This window comes from Streptomyces sp. NPDC046870, from assembly GCF_040704595.1.
Lineage (GTDB): Bacteria > Actinomycetota > Actinomycetes > Streptomycetales > Streptomycetaceae > Streptomyces > Streptomyces argyrophylli.
This window is the reverse complement of sequence record NZ_JBEYXM010000026.1, coordinates 75,422-96,615: the sequence shown is the minus strand read 5'-3', so window position 1 is coordinate 96,615 and position 21,194 is coordinate 75,422. Positions and strand designations below refer to the sequence as shown.

Annotated in this window: 19 protein-coding genes; 6 read left to right on the top strand and 13 right to left on the bottom strand. The window is 74.2% G+C overall.

Annotated features, from left to right (window positions below; genetic code table 11):
• Positions 1-4: 4 nt before the first annotated feature.
• From AB0946_RS35085 to mdlC, 3 genes are all read right to left on the bottom strand, one after another.
• Positions 5-1,252 carry an aromatic acid/H+ symport family MFS transporter gene (locus AB0946_RS35085; protein ID WP_366764740.1) on the bottom strand — a complete coding sequence of 416 codons (1,248 nt, stop codon included), beginning with the start codon at positions 1,250-1,252 and terminating at the stop codon, positions 5-7.
• 81 nt (positions 1,253-1,333) lie between these two features.
• Positions 1,334-2,788: an aldehyde dehydrogenase family protein gene (locus AB0946_RS35080; RefSeq protein ID WP_366764739.1), complete on the bottom strand. Its 1,455-nt coding sequence runs from the start codon at positions 2,786-2,788 to the stop codon at positions 1,334-1,336.
• A gap of 52 nt (positions 2,789-2,840) precedes the next feature.
• Entirely contained in the window at positions 2,841-4,421 is a 1,581-nt protein-coding gene (mdlC, locus tag AB0946_RS35075; RefSeq protein WP_366764738.1) for a benzoylformate decarboxylase, read from the bottom strand.
• A 95-nt stretch (positions 4,422-4,516) separates the two neighbouring features.
• Between mdlC and AB0946_RS35070 the strand changes: the two genes are divergently transcribed.
• A complete protein-coding gene (locus AB0946_RS35070) occupies positions 4,517-5,464 on the top strand; it encodes a LysR family transcriptional regulator (RefSeq protein ID WP_366764737.1) in 948 nt (315 codons plus the stop codon).
• A 105-nt stretch (positions 5,465-5,569) separates the two neighbouring features.
• On the opposite strand, the gene AB0946_RS35065 is transcribed toward AB0946_RS35070, so the two are convergent.
• From AB0946_RS35065 to AB0946_RS35050, 4 genes are read right to left on the bottom strand one after another with little or no spacing between them, the layout of a single operon-like run.
• Entirely contained in the window at positions 5,570-6,811 is a 1,242-nt protein-coding gene (locus AB0946_RS35065; RefSeq protein WP_366764736.1) for a cytochrome P450, read from the bottom strand.
• Entirely contained in the window at positions 6,808-7,884 is a 1,077-nt protein-coding gene (locus AB0946_RS35060) for an amidohydrolase family protein (RefSeq protein ID WP_366764735.1), read from the bottom strand. The genes AB0946_RS35065 and AB0946_RS35060 overlap by 4 nt, the downstream gene beginning before the upstream one ends.
• Positions 7,881-8,768, bottom strand: a complete 888-nt coding sequence (locus AB0946_RS35055; RefSeq protein WP_366764734.1) for an NAD(P)-dependent oxidoreductase — start codon at positions 8,766-8,768, stop codon at positions 7,881-7,883. Before AB0946_RS35055 ends, AB0946_RS35060 begins: the two co-directional genes overlap by 4 nt.
• The gene (locus tag AB0946_RS35050; protein ID WP_366764733.1) at positions 8,765-9,103 is read right to left on the bottom strand and encodes an antibiotic biosynthesis monooxygenase family protein; all 339 of its coding nucleotides are present in this window, start codon (positions 9,101-9,103) and stop codon (positions 8,765-8,767) included. The genes AB0946_RS35055 and AB0946_RS35050 overlap by 4 nt, the downstream gene beginning before the upstream one ends.
• A gap of 265 nt (positions 9,104-9,368) precedes the next feature.
• On the opposite strand from AB0946_RS35050, the gene AB0946_RS35045 reads away from it, so the two are divergent.
• On the top strand, positions 9,369-9,767 hold the full coding sequence (locus AB0946_RS35045; protein WP_366764732.1) for a hypothetical protein: 399 nt from the start codon (positions 9,369-9,371) through the stop codon (positions 9,765-9,767).
• A gap of 334 nt (positions 9,768-10,101) precedes the next feature.
• Here AB0946_RS35045 and AB0946_RS35040 read toward each other — a convergent pair whose 3' ends face one another.
• A complete protein-coding gene (locus AB0946_RS35040; RefSeq protein WP_366764731.1) occupies positions 10,102-10,683 on the bottom strand; it encodes a histidine phosphatase family protein in 582 nt (193 codons plus the stop codon).
• A 154-nt stretch (positions 10,684-10,837) separates the two neighbouring features.
• Between AB0946_RS35040 and AB0946_RS35035 the strand changes: the two genes are divergently transcribed.
• Positions 10,838-12,094, top strand: coding sequence for an MFS transporter (locus AB0946_RS35035; RefSeq protein WP_366764730.1), 1,257 nt, complete (start codon positions 10,838-10,840; stop codon positions 12,092-12,094).
• 16 nt (positions 12,095-12,110) lie between these two features.
• On the opposite strand, the gene AB0946_RS35030 is transcribed toward AB0946_RS35035, so the two are convergent.
• On the bottom strand, positions 12,111-12,998 hold the full coding sequence (locus AB0946_RS35030; RefSeq protein WP_366764729.1) for an endonuclease/exonuclease/phosphatase family protein: 888 nt from the start codon (positions 12,996-12,998) through the stop codon (positions 12,111-12,113).
• Positions 12,999-13,639: 641 nt separating this feature from the next.
• Here AB0946_RS35030 and AB0946_RS35025 point away from each other — a divergent pair.
• Both AB0946_RS35025 and AB0946_RS35020 read left to right on the top strand, forming a co-directional pair.
• Positions 13,640-14,065 carry an ATP-binding protein gene (locus AB0946_RS35025; RefSeq protein ID WP_366764728.1) on the top strand — a complete coding sequence of 142 codons (426 nt, stop codon included), beginning with the start codon at positions 13,640-13,642 and terminating at the stop codon, positions 14,063-14,065.
• Positions 14,066-14,153: 88 nt separating this feature from the next.
• Entirely contained in the window at positions 14,154-16,226 is a 2,073-nt protein-coding gene (locus AB0946_RS35020; protein WP_366764727.1) for a SpoIIE family protein phosphatase, read from the top strand.
• A gap of 4 nt (positions 16,227-16,230) precedes the next feature.
• Here the strand turns inward: AB0946_RS35020 and AB0946_RS35015 are convergent, their stop codons facing one another.
• Positions 16,231-17,250, bottom strand: coding sequence for a sigma-70 family RNA polymerase sigma factor (locus tag AB0946_RS35015; protein ID WP_366764726.1), 1,020 nt, complete (start codon positions 17,248-17,250; stop codon positions 16,231-16,233).
• A 321-nt stretch (positions 17,251-17,571) separates the two neighbouring features.
• Between AB0946_RS35015 and AB0946_RS35010 the strand changes: the two genes are divergently transcribed.
• Complete coding sequence (locus AB0946_RS35010; RefSeq protein ID WP_366764725.1) at positions 17,572-18,078, top strand: NUDIX hydrolase; 507 nt, start codon at positions 17,572-17,574, stop codon at positions 18,076-18,078.
• 175 nt (positions 18,079-18,253) lie between these two features.
• On the opposite strand, the gene AB0946_RS35005 is transcribed toward AB0946_RS35010, so the two are convergent.
• The 3 genes from AB0946_RS35005 to AB0946_RS34995 all read right to left on the bottom strand — a co-directional run bounded on the left by AB0946_RS35005 (position 18,254) and on the right by AB0946_RS34995 (position 21,191).
• Entirely contained in the window at positions 18,254-19,237 is a 984-nt protein-coding gene (locus AB0946_RS35005; protein ID WP_366764724.1) for a threo-3-hydroxy-L-aspartate ammonia-lyase, read from the bottom strand.
• A 77-nt stretch (positions 19,238-19,314) separates the two neighbouring features.
• A complete protein-coding gene (locus AB0946_RS35000; RefSeq protein WP_366764723.1) occupies positions 19,315-20,514 on the bottom strand; it encodes an alanine racemase in 1,200 nt (399 codons plus the stop codon).
• A gap of 14 nt (positions 20,515-20,528) precedes the next feature.
• Positions 20,529-21,191: a PAS domain-containing protein gene (locus tag AB0946_RS34995; protein WP_366764763.1), complete on the bottom strand. Its 663-nt coding sequence runs from the start codon at positions 21,189-21,191 to the stop codon at positions 20,529-20,531.
• Between the last annotated feature and the right edge of the window lie 3 nt (positions 21,192-21,194).

The window sequence follows — 21,194 nt, the reverse complement described above, 5'->3', positions numbered from 1 at the left end:
CGCGTCAGGCGCCGGGTTCCCGCGGAGGCCGGGCCGGGAGGGTGAGCACGGCCAGGAAGGCCAGGACGGCCACCGTGGCGAAGAAGTAGAAGCCCCACGGATGACCGACCCCGGCGGAGACCAGGGCGCCGGTGACCGACGGCCCGACGATGGAACCGATGCGGCCGATGCCGGACGCGGAGCCGAGCGCGGTGCCGCGGACGGAGGCCGGGTAGAACTGCGTGACGTAGGCGTAGACGAGCACCTGCGCCGAGAAGACGAACACGCCGGTGAGGAAGACGACGGTGTCGAGCAGCAGGTCGCTGTCCATCTTCACGCTGAGACAGGCCAGCATGCCCACCGAGACCGCGAACCAGCCCAGCGTGGTGAGCTTGATGCCGCGCCGGTCGGCCACGAAACCGCCCAGCACCAGTCCGGCCACACCGCCGGCGTTCAGTATGAGGAGCTGGGTGACGGCCGTGGGGACGGGGTATCCGGCGTCGTTCATGAGCTTGGGCAGCCAGGTGTTGAGGCCGTAGACCAGCAACAGGCCCATGAAGGAAGCGACCCAGATCCCGATGCCGGCGCGGAGGTAGGCGGGCTTGAGCAGTGCGGTGACGGGGACGCGCCCGGTGCCGGGTGCCTCCTTGGCGCGGACGAACGCCTCCGACTCCGGCAGGCGGAACCACTGGACGACCGCGACGACCAGTCCGGCGGCGCCCAGGACGTAGAAGAGGACCTCCCAGTCGCCGGTCACCCGCAGCGCCAGCAGCGAGGTGATCACGGCGCCGGTGTGGTAGCCGGTCATGGTCAGCGTGCTGGCGCGCGCCCGCCGGTCGGCCGGCATGTGTTCGGCCATCATCGTCAGGGACACCGGCATGCACGCGCCGAGCCCGAGACCGGCGACGAGGCGGAGCGCGGCGAACACCGTGACCGAGCCGGCGAGCGGCACCAGCAGGGTGAAGACCGAGAACAGCACGACCGAACCGATGAGCAGCAGGCGGCGGCCGAGCCGGTCGGCCAGCGGGCCGACCAGCACCGCGCCGATGGCGACGCCGACGAGCGACAGCGTGGCGACGGTGGTCGCGTCCCCCGCGGTCATGCCCAGGTGACGCGTCTTGAGCAGGGTCGGGATGATGGCGCCGAGGACGACGAGGTCGTAGCCCTCCAGCAGGACGGTGATCCAGCACAGGACCACCGTCCACGGGTCGCGTCCGGCGGTGCCGGTCCCCGCGGTGGTGCCGGACGTGCCGGACGAGGCGATGGATGACATGGCGATGTTCCCCCTGTGAGCGGCTGCGGGAGACGGAGACGGAGGTGGGGAGAGTGCCTGGCGGTGGTGCCGGGTCCCGGTTCAGAACGGGTAGTCGGCGATGTCCGGCCGAACGGTGAGCCACTGCGTCTCGGTGAACGCCTCGATGTTGGCGGCCGCTCCGCCGAACCGGGACCCGGTGCCCGACGCCTTGACCCCTCCGAAGGGCGCGTGGGGCTCGTCGCCGACGGTCTGTTCGTTGATGTGGACCTTGCCGGAGTCGATCCGGTCGGCGAGCCTCATCGCCGTACCGACGTCACCGAGGATGCCGGTGGACAGCCCGTACTCGCAGTCGTTCACGATCCGCGCGGCCTCCTCCGGCGTGGAGAAGCCCATGACGGGTGCGACGGGTCCGAAGATCTCCTCGCGCCACGCGGGCATGTCGGTCGTCAGGCCGGTCAGGACGGTGGCGCGGTATCCGGCGCCCACGATCTCGCCGCCCGCGGCCAGCGTCGCGCCCGCCGCGACGCTCCCGGTCACGATGCCGTGCACCCGCTCCAGTTGCCGCCGGTCGATGACCGGGCCGAGCGCCACGTCCTCCCGGGCGGGATCACCGACGGGCAGCGCACGGGCCTTCGCGGCGAGCGCGGCGGTGTACTCCTCCAGCAGGGACTCGTGCACCAGGTGCCGGCCCGTCGTCATGCAGATCTGCCCCTGGTGCAGGTACGAGCCGAACGCACCGGCCGAGGCCGCCTTGCCCACATCGGCGCCGGGCAGCACCACCAGGGCGTTGTTCCCGCCGAGTTCGAGATGGGCCCGCTTGAGCAGACGGCCGGCCCGCTCGCCGATGGCCCGCCCCACCGGCGTGGACCCGGTGAACGAGACGACCCGCACCTCGGGGGCCTCCACCACCGCCTCGCCGACCGAGCCGTCGCCCGGGAGCAGATGGAGCACACCGGAGGGCAGTCCGGCCTCCTCGAAGACCCGCGCGATGACGACACCGCCGCTCACCGCCGTACGCGGATCCGGCTTGAGCAGCACCGCGTTGCCCAGCGCCAGCGCGGGAGCCACCGAGCGCAGCCCCAGGATCAGCGGGAAGTTGAACGGCGCGATCACGCTCACCACCCCGGCCGGGCGGCGGCGGGCGAACGACCAGCGGGGGTCCTCGGACGCCAGCACCTGGCCCTGCGGATGCGTCGGCAGCGCCGCGCACTCGAAGCACTCGCCCCGGGCCAGCCCCACCTCGGCACCCGCCTTGGCCCGGACGGAGCCCGCCTCCCGCACCAGCCAGTCCTCGATCTCGGCGGCGTGCTCGGCGAACAGCTCGCCCGCGCGGCGCAGTACGGCCGCCCGCGCCTGGGGAGCGGTGGCCGCCCAGGCGCGCTGCGCCTCGGCGGCGCGGGCGGCGGCGGTGGCCACCTCCCCGGCCGTGGCCAGGCCCACGGTGCCGAGCCGTGCCCCGGTCGCCGGTTCGACGACCGGCCGTTCGCGGGTGGCGTCCCTCCAGCCGTCGCCGAAAAGCCTCTTGCTCCAGACGTCGTCGTCCAGGAGTGCCATCTGATTCCCTTCGTGGAGCTGCCGTGGAAACGGGAACGCGCGCGGAACGTGCTCAGGAGGGTGCGGTGAGCGCCGTGTCCACCTGGACGAGCCGGGGGCCGTCCGGGTGGTCGGCGAGGACGGCCCGCAACTCGTCCACGCCGTCCGCGTGCAGGGCGGGCACCCCGTACCCCTCCGCGATACGGGTGAAGTCCAGCCCGGGGATGTCCAGGCCCGGCGCGTCCGGCACGCCGAGGAGGCCGCCGAACCAGCGCAGCGCGCCGTAGGTGCCGTTGCGCAGCAGCACCACGGTGAGCGGAACCCGGTGCCGGGCGGCCGTCCACAGCGCGGTGATGCCGTAGTTGGCCGAGCCGTCCCCGATCACGCCCACGACCGGCCGGCCGGGTTGCGCCATGGCGACCCCGACCGCGCCGGGCAGACCGAAACCGAGACCGCCCGCCGCCGGGAAGTAGTAGGAGCCGGGCCGGCGCAGATCCATCTGGCGCCACCACGAGGAGGTGGTCGACGTCGACTCCACCACGTACGCGGTGTCGGCGGGCAGTTCGTCCCGCAGGGCCGCGAAGACCTCCTCCGGGTGCAGGCGCGGGCCCTCCGCGCGGCGTGGCGCCGGTACGGGCCGGTGGTCGCCCACGGGCTCCCCGGACGCACCGAGCGTCTCCGTCAGCAGTTCGATCACCGCGCCGGGGTCGGCGACCAGCGCCTCGCCCACCGGCGCCCGCGCGGCGGCGGAGGCGTCCTCCGTCACCTGGATCAGCCGGGTGCCCGCCGGCAGATACCGCCCGGGCAGGTGTTCGTGGTAGCGGAACACGGGGGCGCCGAGCACCAGCACCAGGTCGTGGCCCTCGAAGGCCCGGCAGACCGGCTCGATGCCGGCGGGGAGCACCCCGCGGAACAGCGGGTGGCGGTTGGGGAAGGGCAGCCGGAAGAGCGAGGGCGCCGCCCACACCGGGCCGCCGAGCCGCTCGGCCAGCCGGACCGCGTCGTCGAAGCGTCCGGCCGTGTCGATGTCACCGCCCAGGACGAGCGCGGGGCGCCGGGCGCCGGCCACCGCCTCGGCCAGCCGTCGGCCCTGTTCGCCGCCCGGCACCCCCGCGCGCTCCACCCGCCGGTCCAGCACGGCCGGGGCGTTCTCGCCCGCGCCGGCCGCCCAGTCGTCGTAGGGGACGGAGAGGTAGGACGGCCGGCGCTGCAACCGCGCCTCGAAGACGGCCTGGGCGAGCGCCCGCGGCACGTCCTGGGCGCACGCCGGTTCCGCGGCCCAGCCGACGAGCGGCCTCATCAGCGCCGGGGCGTCGACGTTGGCGAGGTTGGCCTCCGGCCCGATGGCCGGCCGCACCTGCTGTCCGGCCACGATCACCAGGGGCGTCCGCGAGGCCACGGCGTTCGTCAGCGCGCCCATCGCGTTGCCGGAGCCGGAGGCGGCGTGCAGATTGACCAGCACCGGCCGGCCCGTCGCCTGGGCGTAGCCGTCGGCCATGCCCACGACGGCACCCTCGTGCAGGCCCAGCACGTACCGGAACCCGTCCGGGAGGCCGGTGAGGAAGGGCAGCTCGTTCGAGCCGGGGTTGCCGAAGACGGTGGTCAGCCCCTGGCGCTCCAGGAATTCATGGGCGATGCGGCGCACGGACGGCACAGGCGTTCCTCTCCGAAGTGACGCAGCACACGCTAGGGAGCACGCGACCCGGCGACCAATAAATGTTGGCGCGCCGGGATATAGAGTCGATCGATATGAGCAGCTTCGACCTCAACCTCGCCCGGGTCTTCGTGCTGCTCTACGAGACCGGCAGCGTCACGGCCACCGCCGAGACCCTCCACGTCACCCAGCCGACGGTCAGCTACAGCCTCGCCAAACTCCGCCGGCACTTCGACGACGACCTCTTCCGCCGCACCGGCCGCGGCCTGACCCCGACCGCCGGCGCCCGCCGCCTCTACGAGCCGCTGCAACGCGCCCTGGCCGACATCGACGGGGCGATCCGCCAGGGCGACGACTTCGATCCCGCGACCATGGCGGGCCGCTTCACCGTCGCCCTGTCCGACCTCGGCGAGGTGACCCTGCTGCCCCGTCTCGTGGCGGCCGCCCGCGCACGCGCTCCCCGGGTGTCCTTCACCGTCCGCGCCCTGGACGTCGACGACGCCGAGGCCCAGCTGCGCCGCGGCGAACTCGACGCGTTCGTCGCCACCCCCGTCCTGACCTCCCACCGCACCGTGCGCATCCCGCTCTTCCACGAGCGCTACGTCGGCATGGTCGCCGCCGACCACCCGCGCGTGCGGGGCGCGTCCGTCACCCTGGCCGAGCTGGCGGCCGAGCACCACGCCACGGTGTACGGCCCCAGCGGGCACGTCGTCCCCCGGTCCGTGCTCGCCACCCACGGGCTCCTGGACCGGGCGGCCGTGGACGCCACCCGTTTCTCGATGCTGCCGTACCTGCTGGAACGCACCGACCTGGTCGCGATCGTCCCCGAGTACGTCGGGGAGGTCTTCACCGCCTCCCACCGCCTGCGCCTGGTCCGCCTGCCGTTCGAGACCGAGCCGATCGAGGTCGCCCTCTACGCCCGGCACGAGGCCTCCCGCAGCCCGTCCCAGCGCTGGCTCGTGCAGTTCATGGCGGACGTGCTGGGCGAACGGGTCAGCCCGGCCCAACTGCCGCCCAGCGCCCAGGGTCCTTCGCTCGGATGAGGAGCCCCGGGGATGCGGAGACGAGCCCCGGTCGCGCACCGGCGTGCCACCGCCCGGCCGGTCACGCCGGCCGGGCGGTGGGGGCCTGTCACGTCGCGCCGCCGCTCACCCCGCGGGATCGAGGACGACCGGAAGCTCCGCCAGGCCCCGGAAGGCCGGGAACGGCACCTCCAGCCACCGCGGCCCACCGGCGGGGTCGGCCAGGGCCATCCGGGGGAACCGGTCGAACAGGCGGGTGAGGGCCAGCTGCGTCTCCAGCCGCGCCAGCGGGGCCCCCAGGCAGTAGTGGCTGCCGTGCCCGAAACCGAGATGGGCGTCCTGGGCGTTGCCCGGCCGCCGCACGTCCAGCTCGTCCGGCGCGTCGAACTTCCGCGGGTCGCGGTTGGCCGCGCTGAGCGCGATCTGGACCAGGGCCCCCTTGGGGATAGGGGTCCCGCCGTACTCCACGTCCTCGGTCGCGTAGCGGAACGTCGCGCTCTCCACCGAGCCGTCGTAGCGCACCAGTTCCTCGACCGCCGCACGGATCAGCTCCGGGTCCTCCCGTACGGCCCGCAGCTGGGCGGGATGCGACAGCAGGTGGTGGACTGCGTTGCCGATGAGGTACGCGGTCGTCTTGTGACCCGCGAACATCAGCAGGAACGCCGTGGAGACCAGCTCGCTCTCCGTCAGGCCGCCGTCGTTGTCGCGGGCCGCGATGAGCGCGCTGAGCAGATCGTCGGCCGGACGTTCCCGCTTGGCGGTGATGAGGTCCGTGAAGTAGGCGTGCAGGTCCTCCTCCGCCTGCTGCTGGGCCCGCTTGGCCTCCTCGCCGAAGCCGGTCTGCGCCACCGTGGTGGACAGGTGCTGCATCCGGGTCCGGTCCTCGGGCGGCACGCCGAGCAGATCGCAGATCACGATGATCGGCAGCGGGAACGCGAACACGGGCAGCAGGTCGAGGGGTTCCCGGGTGGGGCACCCGTCCAGCAGGTCCCGGACGATCTCCTCGATCCGCGGCCGCAGCGCCGCCACGCGCCGCGGGGTGAACGCCGAGTTGACCAGCCGGCGCAGCCGGGTGTGCTTCGGCGCGTCGGAGTTGAGCATGTTGTCGTCCAGCGCGACGGAGGAGTCACCGAAGATCCTCCGGTAGGCGTCCATGGCCCCGTACATGTCCTTGCTCAGCCGCGGATCCGCCAGGGCGGCCCGCGCGTCGTCGTACCGGGTGATCAGGTACGTCTCGTTGCCGTGCGGGGGGTGCATGGGGCAGACGGGCGCCGCGTCGCGGAGCCGGGCGTAGACCGCGTGCGGATCGCGGCGGAACTCCGGGGTGCACCGCTCCGCCGCGGCGACGGCCTCTTGCGTGGTGGTCACGGACGGCTCCCGAGGTCGAAGAGGGTCTGGGCGTTGCCGCCGAGGATGAGCCGCTGGGCCGCCTCGTCGACCGGCAACTTCTCGATCATGTGGACGAAGTCCTCCAGCGGCGCGGCCATCGGCGGCGAGTCGGTGCCGAACAACATCCGTTCGGGACCCAGCACTTCGGCGTTCAGACTCAGGTGCGCGGCGCTGAACGGGCTGGTGTCGACGTACATGCGCCGCAGGGCGGCGGCCGGGTCGGCCGAGGGCCGCGGGCCCGCCGTGACCACCGGCCGGCCGGCCGTCCGGTCCTCGGCGGCATGGTCCTGGGCCGCCCGTTCCTCGGCCGCCCGGCCCTTGGCCTCCGGGCGAGCGGCGTCGGACGCCCCGGCCCCGGACCGCCCGGAGGGCGGCGCGCCCCCGGCCCAGTGCCGGGGGCGCGCCGCCGTCCGCAGGCGCTCCGGCAGCAGCGCCATCGCGCCGCCGCCGGTCGCGCCGATCAACCGCAGACCCGGGTACTTGTCCAGCCACCCCGCGAACGCGATCATGGCCATGCCCATCGTGACGTCGCCGAAGCGGCCGATCTGCTCGACGAACCCGGTCTCGTCCACCCGTTCGGTGCCGGCCGGCTCGGCCGGGGCGTGCACCAGCACCGGCACCCCCGTCTCCGCGGCCAGCGCGAAGAAGGAGTCGGCGCGAGGCGAGCCGAGCAGCTCGCCGTGCACGCTGGACGTGGTGATCAGACCGACGAAGGCCGGGTCCGCGAGGGTCTCCCGGACGCCTTCGAGGTGGTCGTCGTCGCCGAACGGGTTGGCGTACACGTAGCCGCGCAACTGGTCCGGGAACCTGCGGATCAGCCCCGACATCCAGTCGTGGAAGCGGCGCAGCCGGTCGCGGGGCTGGGCGTAGTTGTCGACGCCCGGCACCCGCGCCATGGCGCCGGCCCCGACGGGGCTGCCGATGATCGTGAGGTCGATCCCGGCCTCGGCGCGGGCGGCGAGCATGCCGTCGACGTCGGTCAGGCTCGGGGGCATGGGGAAGCGTTCGGCCGCTTCCGGTGGGGACAGATGCCCGTGGATGTCGATGATCACGTGTCGGTTTCCGGTTTCGGTGCGAGTGCGCGGGTGACCGCGGCACAGTCCTGGTCGCCCAGTCCCTGCTCGGTGGCACGGACGTGGGTCTCCGCCGCGGCGGTCGCCAACGGCAGACTCAGGCCGACTGTCGCTGCCTGCTTGGAAGCGAGCATGAGGTCTTTCGCCATCAGCCGCAGCCTGAAGTCCGGCTCGTCGAAGCGGCCGGCGGCCAGGCGCCGGGACTTGAACGCCATGACCGGCGAGGCGAAACCGCTGCCCGCGATGGTCTTGAGGACCAGCTGCCGGTCCAGGCCGCAGGCGGTTGCCAGTTCGGTGGCCTCGGCCAGGGCCTGCACCTCTATGCCCATCAGCAGGTTGAGGAGCAGTTTCATCCGCATGCCGGACCCGAGTGCGCCCAGATGGACGACCTCCTTGCCCAGCGTCTCCAGCAGCGGGCGGGCCGCGTCGAAGACGCGCTTGTCGCCGCCGGCGAACAACCGCAGCTCCCCGTCGCGGGCGTGGTCACGGTTGCCGAGCATGCCGACGTCCAGGACCGAGCGCGCGTCACCGGCGATCTGCGTGACCTCGTCGGGGGCGACGGTGCTGGCGCAGATCAGCACGCCGGGGTACGGGCCGTCGGCCAGCACGCCGTGCGGCCCGTGCAGTACGGCGCCGAGGGCCTCGCCGTCGGAGACGACGCAGAGCGCGGCGCTCGTGCCCGCGACGGCGTCGGCGGGGTGCTCTGCGACGTGGGCGCCCGCCTCGGCGAGCGGTGCGGCGCGGTGCGGGTCACGGTTCCAGACCCGGACCGGCACCCCCTGTTCGAGGAGGCGGCCGGCCAGGCCGGCGCCCATCGTGCCCAGGCCGAGGACGGCGACGGGGCCGTTGACGGTGCGCGTCATGCGGACACCCCCTTGGTCTCCTTGACGACGCGGAACCGCATCGACTGGCGCTGGTCGACCCACTGGCGCAGCGGGGCCACCAACTCCTGGTGCTCCTCGCTCTGCTGCCAGGCGAAGAAGTCCTCGGCCGACCGCCACTCGCTGGTGATCACCCACTGGCGGGAGTCGTCGACGGGCTCTCCGAGCCGCTCGACGATGTGGCCGGGGGTGTTGGACACGGACTTCCGGAGGTGCTCGTACAGGTCCAGGAAGCCCTGCTCGCCGCCCTCGACCACGCGGACCGCGAAGACGACGTTCAGCTTCTCGGCCGGCAGGCCGTTGTGGTTGGTGCCCATGTCTCTCCTCCTGAGTGAGATCCGGCAGGACACGACATCAACGGACTCATGTCCCTCGTACGGCCGCAACTCCGAATGGGGGAGGGGCCCGTCGGCACAAGGGGTGCACGATCCGTCATTAGTCATTTCGAGTGACTGGCGGGGGTCGGCCCCGCGGGTGACCCGCCGTACGGCGACCGGGTGACGGCTCGTCGCCGGAGATGGAAGGATGATCACCCTTCGAGGTGACACCGGGGCGGGCTCCCCGGGAGGGGAGTGGCGCGGCGTGCCCGACAGGCCGGCGGAAGAAGCGGCAGGCGAGACGGCGAAGGGGACCGGTGCGGCACCGTGCCGGGTCGTGGTGTGCCGGGACTGCTGCTGCGGCAGCCCCAAGGTGACCGGCGTCGACCACGCGGCGCAGACCGCGCGGCTGCGGGCCGGGGTGCCCATGCGTGTCTCCGACTGCCTCGACGTCTGCGAGCAGGCCAACGTCATCGTCGTACAGCCGTCCGCCGCCGGGCGGGCCGCCGGGGCGCGCCCGGTCTGGCTGGGGCTCGTCAACGACCCGGACGCGACCGAGGACATCGTGACCTGGGTGCGCGCGGGCGGCCCGGGCGTGGCCCCCCTGCCGGACATCCTCGGTCTGTACGCCTTCACACCACCCCGGCGGCGCGCGGCTCCCTGAGCCCCGGTCCGTGCCGGCTCCGGCCCCGGCGGGCGTACGCGAGGACGGTCCTGGCGGGGTGCCGGTCAGGCGGTACGGCCTGCCCGGATCGGCACGACGGAAGCCGGTGGGAACCCGGCACGGTCGCGCCACCGTATGCGGGCACCCCCGGATTCCGCCCGGCCTTCGGCGAGTTGGCCGAGCGGCTGCCGACTCCCCGGCCGCCACGAGCGCGCAGGGGCGAGCGGTCCCGGCCGCACACCGGCCCCGCCGGTCGCCGAAGGGCCCCTCGGGACCGTTCCCGGCGGGTCCCCGGGGCCGTCCCTTTTCGGCGCGACCCCCGTTCGGCGGGCGGTCATCCGTTCTCCGGCGCGGACAGCGGACGCCCCAGCCGCAGGTTCCACCGCCCGGCCCGGCCGCTGAGTTCGGTGACGGTCAGGGGCGGTACGTCGAGGCGCCAGAAGGCCGCGACGGGCATGCCCAGCGCCGTCACCACCGCCGCGCGTACCACCTCCGGCTCGACCACGGCGACGGTACGACCCTCCAGGTCCGGGGCTCCGGCCAGTCGGCGTCCGACCCGCCCGCACAACTCCTCGACCGACTCACCGTCGTGCGGCGCGTACGCGGGGTCGGTGAGCCAGCGGCCCACCGCGTCCCGTTCGGCCGCCTCCACCTCGTCCAGGGTGCGGCCCCGCCAGCGGCCCACATCCAGCCCCGCCAACTCGGGAGCCAACACCCCCTCCAGGCCCAGTGCCGCGGCCGTCTCCAGGCACCGCACGCTGGGGGAGACCAGCACACGGACCGCGGAGGGCAGCGACCCGGCCGCCGAACGGGCCCGCGCGGCCCCGCTGCCGTCGAGCGGGCCGCCGTCGTCGAAACGGGCCTGCCGCAGCGAGACGCTCATCGCGGGCGAGACGAGAAGGACTCGACTGGTCACGCGGACGCTCCTGCCGTGCCGTGGGGGACTCGATGCCGAAGGGTAACCGTGGCGCGTCCGGGGACGCGGGGCGCGGTGTTCCGGGGGGAGTGTCTCGCGCCCGCCTGGCGCCGCGGGGCATGCTGGGCTGGGCAGTCGCGGAGGTGGTGCGGGCGTGCGGGCAGCGCGGACCGAGGGGCCGGAAGCCGGGCGGCCGGTCGGGATGGGGCCGTGGCACTTCATCGTGTGGTTCGGCGTGGTCAGCCTCCTCGCCGACTTCGTGTACGAAGGGGCCCGCTCGGTCACCGGCCCGCTGCTGGCGTCCCTCGGCGCCTCCTCCCTGGTCGTCGGTGTGGTCACCGGCGCCGGTGAGGCGGCGGCGCTGGGTCTGCGCCTGGTGTCCGGACCGCTGGCCGACCGCACGCGCCGCTTCTGGGGCCTGTCGATCGGCGGCTACGCCCTGACCGTGCTGTCCGTGCCCCCGCTGGGCGTGGCCGGCGTGTTGTGGGTCGCCTGCGCCCTGGTGATCGCCGAACGGGTGGGCAAAGCGGTGCGCTCCCCGGCGAAGGACACCCTCCTCTCGCACGCCACGGCCGCGACCGGACGCGGCCGGGGGTTCGCCGTCCACGAGGCGATGGACCAGGTGGGCGCGCTGATCGGTCCGCTGACCGTGGCGGGCGTGCTCGCGCTGAGCGGGGACGCCTACGGCCCCGCGCTCGGGGTGCTCGCCATGCCCGGCGCCGCGGTGCTGGTGCTCCTGTTCCGGCTCCGGGCACGGGTACCGGACCCGGAGGCGTACGAGCGTCAGGCGACGGCCCCGCCGGGTGACCCGGCGCCGGACGGCGCTCCGCCCCCTGGCCGTCTGCCCGCCGCCTTCTGGACGTACGCGGCGTTCACCGCCGTCACGACGGCCGGCTTCACCACCTTCGGCGTGCTCTCGTACCACCTCGTCCGACAGCACCTGATGACGACGGCGTGGGTGCCGGTGCTGTACGCGGCGGCGATGGCCGTGGACGCGGTGGCCGCCCTGGCCACCGGCTGGCTGTACGACCGGACCGGCCCGCGGGTGCTGGCGGTCCTGCCCGTGCTGGCCGCCGCGGTGCCGGCACTGGGATTCACGCGCACCGTCGCGCCCGCCGTGGCCGGTGTGCTGGTGTGGGGCGCGGCGACGGGCATCCAGGAGTCCACGTTGCGGGCGACCGTCGCGGACCTGGTGCCCTCGCCGCGCCGGGCGACGGCGTACGGCGTCTTCGCCGGGGTGGTGGGCGGCGCGACCCTGGCGGGCGGCGCGCTGACCGGGGCCCTGTACGGCTACTCCATCCCGCTTCTGATCACGGTGGTCACCGCGATCCAGGCCGCCGCGCTCGTGCTGCTCGCCGTGACGCGCGGGGCACGGCGCCACGGTGACCATGAGGTGCGGGCGGCACGCTAGACCGTTCGCGGCGCGGTCAGCGGCCCCGGCGGTGCAGCAGGAGATCGGCGACCACCGGGCGGTGGTCGGAGGCCGTGGTGTCCGACTCGTGCGTGCCCGTGACGGCGACGTCCGGCGAGACCGTCACGAGATCGATGCGCCTGACCGGGTCCACCGCCGGGTAGGTCTTGCCGCCGCCCGGCGCCGCGTCGGCCAAGGGGCCCCACAGCCGGGCCAGTTCAGGGGCGTCCGGCTCGGCGTTGAAGTCGCCGAGGAGCACCTTCGGGCCGCGGTCCGCGGCCAGGACGCCCAGCATGTCGTCGACCTGGGCGCGCCGGACCGAGGGGTCCGTGCGGTAGTCCAGGTGGGTCGCGTACACGTGCACCAGGATGCCCCGGACCCTGACCGCCACCTCGGCGAAGCCCGGCGCGGGGGCCGGCACCGGGTCGGGAGTCTGGGTGGACAGCCGGGTGATCTCGTGGTTCCACGCACCCCGCACCGGACCGCGGCTCAGGATCGCGACGCCGTACTGCCGCCGTCGCCCGCCGGGCGCGGCCGGCGGCAGGTCGTAGATCGGCGCGAAGAAGACCCGCATCCCCAGCCTTCCGGCCAGCTCCCGGGCCTCGTCCGTGAAGCCGCTGCGGGCACCCCAGTGCACGTCCACCTCCTCCAGGCCGATCACGTCGGCGTCCAGGTCCCGGATCGCCGCCGCCGTGCGGTCGAGGTCGAAGACGCCGTCCTGCCCGGCCCCGGCATGGATGTTGTACGTGGCCACGCGCAACGGCACACGGTCGGCGGCCGGTTCCGCGCCGGGCACACCGTCCGCCGCGGCCGCGCCGGGCGGCGTGGCGCCGAGCGCGGCGGTGGCGGCGAGCACGGCGGCGGCCAGCAGGCGCGGAGCGGTGCGTCGGGGCTTGCGGTCCACTGAGTCCTCCCGAGGTGATCCTTGTCGGTCGGCTGGGCGGCGGTACGCCTGCCCAACCCGTCGGCACGGGCGCCGGGTCGCCCCGATGGGCGAGGGCCGCCCGTGGTGAACGTGTTCTGGGCACAGCCGGCCGGCCCGCAGGGCCATCAGGTCGCCCGCCGGCCCGCTCCGATCCGCCCGCCGCGGGCGCTGCGACGCCTTCGCCCGCTCCCGCCCGCCGCGGCCGGACGACGCGTGCCCGCCCCTGACGCAGGCCGCGCATCCCGGGCACGAGGCCCGCCGCGTACGACAGCCGGTGAGCCTCCTGGAGCGCTTCGGCCGGCTCCCGCAGCCGTGCGCCACCGCCGCGCCGCCGTCCCCGTCCCGCCGTACCCCGCCGACCATCGGCCCCCCGCCGCCCGCCCGCCACGTCCCCGCATGATGCCCGCCCGGGGGCCGCTTGACCACCGAGCCGTCGGTGGTCACACCGGACGGCGGGGCCCGCACCGGCCCGCCCGTGCCTTCGCCGTCCCCGGCAAGGCCGGATACCGGCCTTTTCTGGGTACACGCAAGGTAGGGAGCAGGCGCTCAGGCAGAGGGCGGTTGGCATGGACGAGGTCGCCCGGAACGGGGATCGGCGGACGGACCGAGCGGGACCCGTCATGGCCTCGGCCGCGTACGAGGGCAGCCCCGCCGACATCGCGGCGGCCCGTGAGCTGGCGCGCGCCTTCCTGAGCCGGGTGCAGGACGACTACGGCCTGCCGGTGTCGGAGCGGGTGATGGGCGTGGTCCAGCTGGTGGTCAGCGAGCTGGTCACCAACGCTTGCAAACACGCGCCCGGGCCGTGCCTGGTCGATCTGGAGCTGTCGGGGGGCGGCGTCGGGATCACGGTCTGGGACACCGCGCCGGTGCTGCCCGTCGCCAAGGCCGCCGATCCGGGCCGGGTGGGGCAGCATGGGCTTGAGATCGTGATGGCCGTGTGCCAGGGCTTCGAGGCGCACCGGGAACCGGTCGGCAAGCGGATCACCGCGTCCGTGACGCTGGCCGACGACCCCGGGGGAGACGTGGCCGGCCGCGCCCCGGTGTGACGGCCGGTGCCCGGCCGCCGCCTCCCACCCGGCGGCTCCCGCGGGCCACGGCGCGCGCTCCGACCGACTGGCAGAGGAGAAGCGGCGTATGGGTGAAACGGACGTCTCCCGCCCTGGCCGGGGCCAGCCCCTGGCCGGTGCCGGCTCGTCGCCCACCAGCCTGCTCGACCTGCTCAGCGTCGCCGCGGTGGTGCTGGACACGAACGGGCGCGTGGTCTTCTGGAGTCCCCAGGCGGAGGAGCTCTTCGGTTACACCGCGGACGAGGCGCTGGGCCGGTTCGCGGCGCGCCTGCTGGTCCACGAGGAGCACTGGGACGAGGTCATCACGCTCTTCGCCGAGGTCATGGAGTCCGGCACCGACTGGGCGGGGGCCTTCCCGATCCGGCACAAGGACGGCAGCACGCGGCTGGTGGAGTTCCGCAACATGCGCCTGCTCGACGACCTCGGCGACACCTACGCCCTGGGCCTGGCCGTGGACCAGGCGACCGTGGCGCGGGTGGAGCGGGGCGTCGCCCTCTCGGCACGCCTGGTCACCCAGTCCCCGATCGGCCTTGCCATCCTCGACACCGACCTGCGCTACCTGACCGTGAACCCCGCCCTCGAACGCATGCACGGCCTCTCCGCCGCCGAACAGGTCGGCCGGCGGGTCCGCGACGTCCTGACCTTCCTGGACGCCGAGGCCATCGAGAACTGTCTGCGCCACGTCCTGGAAACCGGGGAGCCGGTGACCGACCAGCACGTCGCCGGCCGCCCCGCAGCCGACCCGCACCGTGAGCACGCCTGGTCGGCGTCGTACCACCGGCTGGAGGACGCCTCGGGCCGGGTGCTCGGCGTGGTCACGTCCGTCATCGACATCACCGAGCGGCACGAGGCGGCCGTCGACGTGAGCCGGGCCCGGAACCGGCTGGCCCTGATCGCGAACGCCTCCGCCTCCATCGGTACGACCCTCGACGTGGAGCAGACGGCGCACGAGCTGGCCCGGGTCGTCGTCCCGGACCTGGCGGACATCGCCTCCGTGCACGTCCTCGACAGCGTCCTGCGCGGGCGCGCCCCGTCCCTCACCGGTCCCGCCCGCTTCCGGGCCGTGGCCACCGCGGGGGTCCATGCCTCCGAAGCCGTGCACACGGCCGAACCGACCGGGAGGATCGCCGCCTACGACAGTGACCGCCTGCTCACCCGGTGCGTGCGCACCCGCCGGCCCGTACGGGTGGCCGAGACCACCCGGCAGGACCTGCGGCGGATCGCCCGCACCAGTGAGGCCGCCTTCCTGCTGGAGACCACCGGGGTGCACTCCTACCTCGCCGTGCCGTTGCTGGCCCGCGGAGAGGTCCTGGGAGCGCTCAGCCTCGCGCGTGTGAGCACCCCCGCGCCCTTCGACGAGGACGACACGCTGCTCGCCTGCGAGCTGGCCGGCCGCGCCGCGACCTGCATCGACAACGCACGCTGGTACCAGAGCGCGCGCGACACCGCCCTCACCCTCCAGCGCCGTCTGCTCCCGCAGCTGCCGGCGCGCCTGCCCGGCCTGACGATCGCCTGCCGCTACCTGCCGGCCGGAGCCGTCAGCGAGATCGGCGGCGACTGGTTCGACGCCATGCACCTCCAGGGGGACAGGACCGCGCTGGTCGTCGGGGACGTGATGGGCAGCGGCATCAACGCCGCCGCCAGCATGGGGCAACTGCGCAGCGCCACCCGCGCGTTCGCCGGGCTCGACCTCGACCCCGCGGAAGTGCTCCAGCAGCTCGACCGCCTCACCGAGGACGTCGAGCACACCATCGCCACCTGCGCCTACTGCCGGTACGACCCCGAGCGGGGCCAGTGCCGCATCAGCCTCGCCGGTCATCTGCCCCCGGCCCTCGTCCCGGCGGGCCGGCCGGCACAGCTCCTCGACCTCCCGTCCGGTGTGCCGCTGGGCGTCGGCGGCACGGACTTCGAGACGACGGCGTTCGACTTCCGCCCCGGCGACCAGCTCGCGCTCTACACCGATGGACTGGTCGAAACCCGCTGCGACCCCATCGACGCGCGTCTCGGCACCCTCCTCGAGGCCCTGACCGCGACGGCCGGCCAGGATCTCGCACAGACCTGCGACAGCGTCCTGGAGAGGCTACGGACCCCGGGGGGCGACGACGACGTGGCCCTGCTCGTGGCCCGCGCCGAGGGCTGAACCGTCAGCCGGCCCACGCCAGCAGGCGCTCGCCCGCCTCCGGTGCCCGCAGCCGGCCGAGGGACTCCTTCTCCAGCTGGCGGACCCGCTCCCGGGTGAGTCCCACCTGGTCGGCGACCTGCTGCAGGGTGCGGGGCTGCCCGTCGTGCAGCCCGTACCGCAGACTGAGGATCATGGAGTCACGGGGTGCCAGCGTGCCCAGCGCGTCCCTCAGCTCCTCGGCGAGCGCCCGGTACTCGGCCACCTCCGGAGCCTGGAGCACGTCGGCGGCGGGGATGAGATCGCCGACCACGGTCTCGCCGGTGTCGTCCACGGGCGTGTCGAGACTGAGGGTGTGCCGCCCGACACGGCGCAGCCAGGCGACCCGCTCCTCGCCGAATCCGCTCTCCCGGGCGACCTCGTCGTCCGTCGGCTCGTGACCGAGGCGCAGGTACAGCCGCCGTTCGGCCTTCGCGAGCTTCTGCAGCTCCTCCACGACGTGCATGGGCAGCCGCACGGTGCGGGCGTGCTGGGCCAGGCCCCGTTGTATCGCCTGGCGGATCCACCAGGTGGCGTACGTGGAGAACTTGAAGCCCTTGGTGTGGTCGAACTTCTCCACGGCCCGGATGAGTCCGAGGTTGCCCTCCTGGATCACGTCGAGCAGGGGGACGCCGCGGTGGGCGTGCCGCTTGGCGATCGACACCACGAGCCGCAGGTTCGCCCGGATCATGTGGTCCTTGGCGTGCAGGCCCTCCCGTACCGCGGCCTCCAGCTCCCGGCGCCGGTGCGGGGCGGGGCCGCGCCCGCCGGCGTCGGCCCGTTCCAGTTCCCCTGTGGCGTGCACACCCGCCTCGATGCGCCGGGCCAGCCGCACCTCGTCCTCGGCGGTGAACAGTGGGGTCGCGGCGATCTGGGCCAGGTACTGGCCCAGCAGATCGGGTTCGTCCCCGGTCTCGGGCACCCTGCTCCGCGCACGTGCGGAGCGGGCGGTGGCACGACGGCGCTCTCGGGGATCCGCCGCGGCGGATCGTGCCGGCGCAGGCATGGTTCCGGCCTCCGACTCTGTCGCTCTCTTGCTCTCTTCAGGACGTCCAGCGGGTGCCGGGTACCCGGGCGGAAGGCCACGACACAGGGGGCGCGGCGGCGGCCGGCCCGCCGCCGGGCGACAGCGGCGTTTCGGCCAACCCGGTCCCCGGCGCGTCCCTTGCCGGACAAGGGTCCGTGCACCCCACATGTTCCGGGACCCGCTCCGTACGGCGGTTCGCGGTCCGTCCGAAACACGTGTGTTCGATATCGCGGACCGGTCGTTGAACCCGGCGACGCACCCGGACGACCAGCCGTCGCGGACCGGGGGAGAGGAGACGCCGTGAGCCGTGTCTGGCTCCCGCCCGAGCAGTACGCCGAGCAGTTGATGAAGGCCACCGGATTCGCCTGCGTCCACTTCACCGACGAGCGGGACCGGCCCGTCCAGCTCCGTTCCCTGTACAGCCCCGCCCATCCGTGGCAGATGGCCGGCGGCACGATGGAGCCCGGTGAGCGGCCCTGGGAGACGGCTGTGCGGGAGTGCCAGGAGGAAACCGGCATCACGGTCTCCGGCCCGCCACGGCTGCTGGCCGCGGTCTACGGACTGCCCGGGCAGGAGTGGCCGTACAGCACCATGGGCCTGGTCTTCGACGGTGGCCGCCTCAGCGACGCGCAGATCCAGGGCATCACTCTCGACCCGGAGGAGCACGACGAGTTCCGCGTGCTGCCGCTGGAGGCGTGGCGACCGCTGATGCCGGCCCAGGACTTCGCTCGTCTGGACGCCGTGACGAGGGCCCGCCGCACGGGCGTCGCCGAGTACTTCGACACCTGGGACTGGGGGGAGGCGTGAGCTGGGTCCGGGAGGCGGCCGGACCCACCGGGCGGGGGCCGTGCCGGCCGGTCTGCTCTCCGCCGTCGTCACGGGCACGCGGGCGCCCGGCGGTCCGCGCGCGGTCGGACCCGGCGACTCGGTGACGGCCCTGGATGTCCGGGAGCCGCCCCGGATGCCCGGCTGTGCCCCCGCGTCAGCCTCGGACCGGCCGTCCCGTGAGCGTGGTGAAGCGGTCCACGTCGATGTTGCCGCCGGACGCGATGACGCCGATCCGCGGGGGTGGGCCGTCGAGGCGTCCGGCCAGCAGGGCGGCCAGGGGCGTCGCGCCGCTCGGCTCCAGGACGATCTTCAGACGTTCGAAGGCGAAGCGCATCGCGGTGACGATCTCGGCGTCGCTGACGAGGGCGATGGCGTCGACCAGGCGCTGGTTGAGGGGGAAGGTGATCTCGCCCGGGGTGGCCAGGGCCTGTCCGTCGGCGATGGTGCGCGGGACCGGGACGGTGACCCGCGTGCCGGCCTCCAGGGAGCGTTTGGTGTCGTCACCGGCCTCCGGCTCGACGCCGATGACGCGCGTGCCCGGGTGCAGCGCCTTGGCGGCGGTGGCGCTGCCGGCGATGAGACCGCCACCGCCCACGGGCACGAGGAGGGCGTCCAACGGGCCGGTTTCCTCCAGGAGTTCCAGTGCGGCGGTGCCCTGTCCGGCGATGACGTGGGGGTGGTCGTAGGGCGGGATCAGGGCGAGACCGCGGTCCTCGGCCAGGGCGTGGCCGAGCGCTGTGCGGTCCTGGGTGTAGCGGTCGTAGGTGACGACCTCCGCCCCGTATCCGGCGGTCGCCTCCCTCTTGGAGCGGGGGGCGTCCTCGGGCATCAGGATGACGGCGGTGGTGCCCAGTTCCCGGGCGGCCAGTGCGACGGCCTGGGCGTGGTTGCCGGAGGAGTAGGCCGCGACGCCCTTGGCCAACTGGTCCGGGGGCAGCTGGGCGGCGGCGTTGTAGGCGCCGCGGAACTTGAAGGCGCCGATCCGCTGGAAGTTCTCCGCCTTGATGAACACCTCCGCCCCGACCAGGGAGTTCAGCGTGCGGGAGGTGAGCACCGGGGTGCGGTGGGCGATGCCTTCGAGGCGGGCGGCGGCCTCGCGGACATCGGCGAACGTGACGGGCGGAACGGCGGCGGCCATGGGCGTCCTCGGAGTGTCCTTGACGGGCGGGGGGAGGGGGGAGACGTGCGGGGCGGACGGACCGGCGGCGGGCGGGGTCACCAGCCGGTGACGCGCGGCCAGTACGCCTCGATGCCGGGCGCGCGCGCCGGTGTGCCACCGGAGCCGTCGACGACGTGGTAGCCCTGGTGCTGGGCGGCGGTGGCGCAGGCGTGGTTGGGCAGGACGCGCAGACGGGTGCCGATGGGCAGGTCGGGCAGGGCGGCGCCGTCGCGGGCGGTGAGGGTGCCGTGTTCCTGGCTGGCGGCCGTCATGACCAGGCCCGGGACCGGCGTGCCGGACAGGTCGGTCACCAGGCCGTAGCCCTGGTCCTGTGGCTGGACGGCGGTGCCGCGGTCCCGGGACATGGCCATCCAGCCGCCGTCGGTGACGATCCAGCCGTACTCGGGACGGTGGCCGATCACGGTGACCACGACCGACAGGGCGAGGTCGTCCAGGTCGCAGACGCCGAGCCCGGCCATCACCAGGTCGAAGAAGACGTAGTTGCCGGCGCGGAGTTCGGTGACTCCGGTCAGGTCCTCGGCGGCGTGAGCGGTGGGAGTGGAGCCCACGCTGACGGTCCGCACGGGCAGACCCGCCGCGCGGAGCCGTTCGGCCGCGGCGACCGCGGCATCGCGTTCGTTCCGCGCCGCCTCGCGCCGTTCCTCGGCGGTGTAGCAGAAGTACGACTCGCCCGCGTGGGTCAGTACGCCGTCCAGACAGCCCGCGTCGTGCAGGATGCCGGCGATGCCGGTGAGCTCCGGGGCATCGGGCCTGAGGCCGCCGCGGTGGCCGTCGCAGTCGATCTCGATCTGGGCGGGGAGGACGATGCCGGCCTCCCGCGCGGCGGCGGCGACGAACGTCGCCTGCTCGGTGCTGTCCAGCAGGACGCGCAGGGTGACACCGCGGCGCGACAGGGCGACGACGCGCGGGAGTTTGTGCGGTTCGATGCCGACGGCGTAGGTGATGTTGCGACAACCGGCGCCGGCGAACGCCTCGGCCTCGGCGAGCGTGGAGACCGTGACGGGGCCGGGGGCGCCGTCGTGCAGGAGGGCGGCGGCGTCCAGGCTCTTGGCGGTCTTCACATGAGGGCGCAGGGCGACCCCGAGGCGGTCCGCCCGCGCCCGCAGACGGGCGGCGTTGCGCCGCACCCGGTGCACGTCGACCACGGCGAACGGGGTGTCGGGGTCCGCCAGGCTCCTGGCGGCGGGGAAGGGCCCGGCGAGGGCGGACGGAGCGGGGACGGACCCGGTCGTCATGGGCGGGTGACCTCTCACTTCGCGTAGTTGTAGACCGTGGCCCGGGACACGCCCAGCAGGTCCGCGATGGTCTGGGCGGCGTCGCGCGAGCCGAAGTAGCCGTCCCGCTGCAGCTGCCGTACGAGGGCCTTCTTGTCCTCCCGGCTCAGCGAGCGGGGCGCGGCGGCGCGCTCGGCGGCCCGGGCCTCCACCGCCTGGCGCAGCTCGCGCGCGGTACGGTCCCGCAGGGACTCCAGGGGCCGGTCGCGGTGCTCGGTGTCCGTGGCCACCAGGTTGGACAAGGCCAGGGTGACCGGGGACAGGACGGACACGTCCAGGTTCAGGCACAGTGCCGCGATGTACTCGCCGGCCGCGTTCTTGATCCCGATGGAGGTGCTCTTCGCCGGCCGGCCGTCCGGGAACTGGTTGGGATAGTTCTGGATGACGCTGGGGTACCGCGGATCGGCGATGCGGGCCAGGCCCAGCTCGGTCGCGGAGTCACCCACCTGACGGCCCGACAGGTTGTTCTCGATCACGCGGACCGCGTGGTCCGGACGCCTCAGGTCGTGCAGCACCACCTCGCACAGGCCGGGGAACATGCGGCCGAGCGCGACGGCGATCTTCTCGGCCTCCCGGATGAGGTGTTCGTCCGCGCCGTCCCCGTCCGCGCCGTCCCCGTGCGCGCCCCCCTCGACCATGCC

What these genes read in the sequence shown, in the direction of transcription:
- AB0946_RS35000 (WP_366764723.1), bottom strand. Translation starts at nt 20,514, where the DNA reads ATGACGACCGGGTCCGTCCCCGCTCCGTCCGCCCTCGCCGGGCCCTTC.
- AB0946_RS35015 (WP_366764726.1), bottom strand. Translation starts at nt 17,250, where the DNA reads ATGCCTGCGCCGGCACGATCCGCCGCGGCGGATCCCCGAGAGCGCCGT.
- AB0946_RS35050 (WP_366764733.1), bottom strand. Translation starts at nt 9,103, where the DNA reads ATGGGCACCAACCACAACGGCCTGCCGGCCGAGAAGCTGAACGTCGTC.
- AB0946_RS35070 (WP_366764737.1), top strand. Translation starts at nt 4,517, where the DNA reads ATGAGCAGCTTCGACCTCAACCTCGCCCGGGTCTTCGTGCTGCTCTAC.
- AB0946_RS35025 (WP_366764728.1), top strand. Translation starts at nt 13,640, where the DNA reads ATGGCCTCGGCCGCGTACGAGGGCAGCCCCGCCGACATCGCGGCGGCC.
- AB0946_RS34995 (WP_366764763.1), bottom strand. Translation starts at nt 21,191, where the DNA reads ATGGTCGAGGGGGGCGCGCACGGGGACGGCGCGGACGGGGACGGCGCG.
- AB0946_RS35080 (WP_366764739.1), bottom strand. Translation starts at nt 2,788, where the DNA reads ATGGCACTCCTGGACGACGACGTCTGGAGCAAGAGGCTTTTCGGCGAC.
- AB0946_RS35020 (WP_366764727.1), top strand. Translation starts at nt 14,154, where the DNA reads ATGGGTGAAACGGACGTCTCCCGCCCTGGCCGGGGCCAGCCCCTGGCC.
- AB0946_RS35085 (WP_366764740.1), bottom strand. Translation starts at nt 1,252, where the DNA reads ATGTCATCCATCGCCTCGTCCGGCACGTCCGGCACCACCGCGGGGACC.
- AB0946_RS35055 (WP_366764734.1), bottom strand. Translation starts at nt 8,768, where the DNA reads ATGACGCGCACCGTCAACGGCCCCGTCGCCGTCCTCGGCCTGGGCACG.
- AB0946_RS35005 (WP_366764724.1), bottom strand. Translation starts at nt 19,237, where the DNA reads ATGGCCGCCGCCGTTCCGCCCGTCACGTTCGCCGATGTCCGCGAGGCC.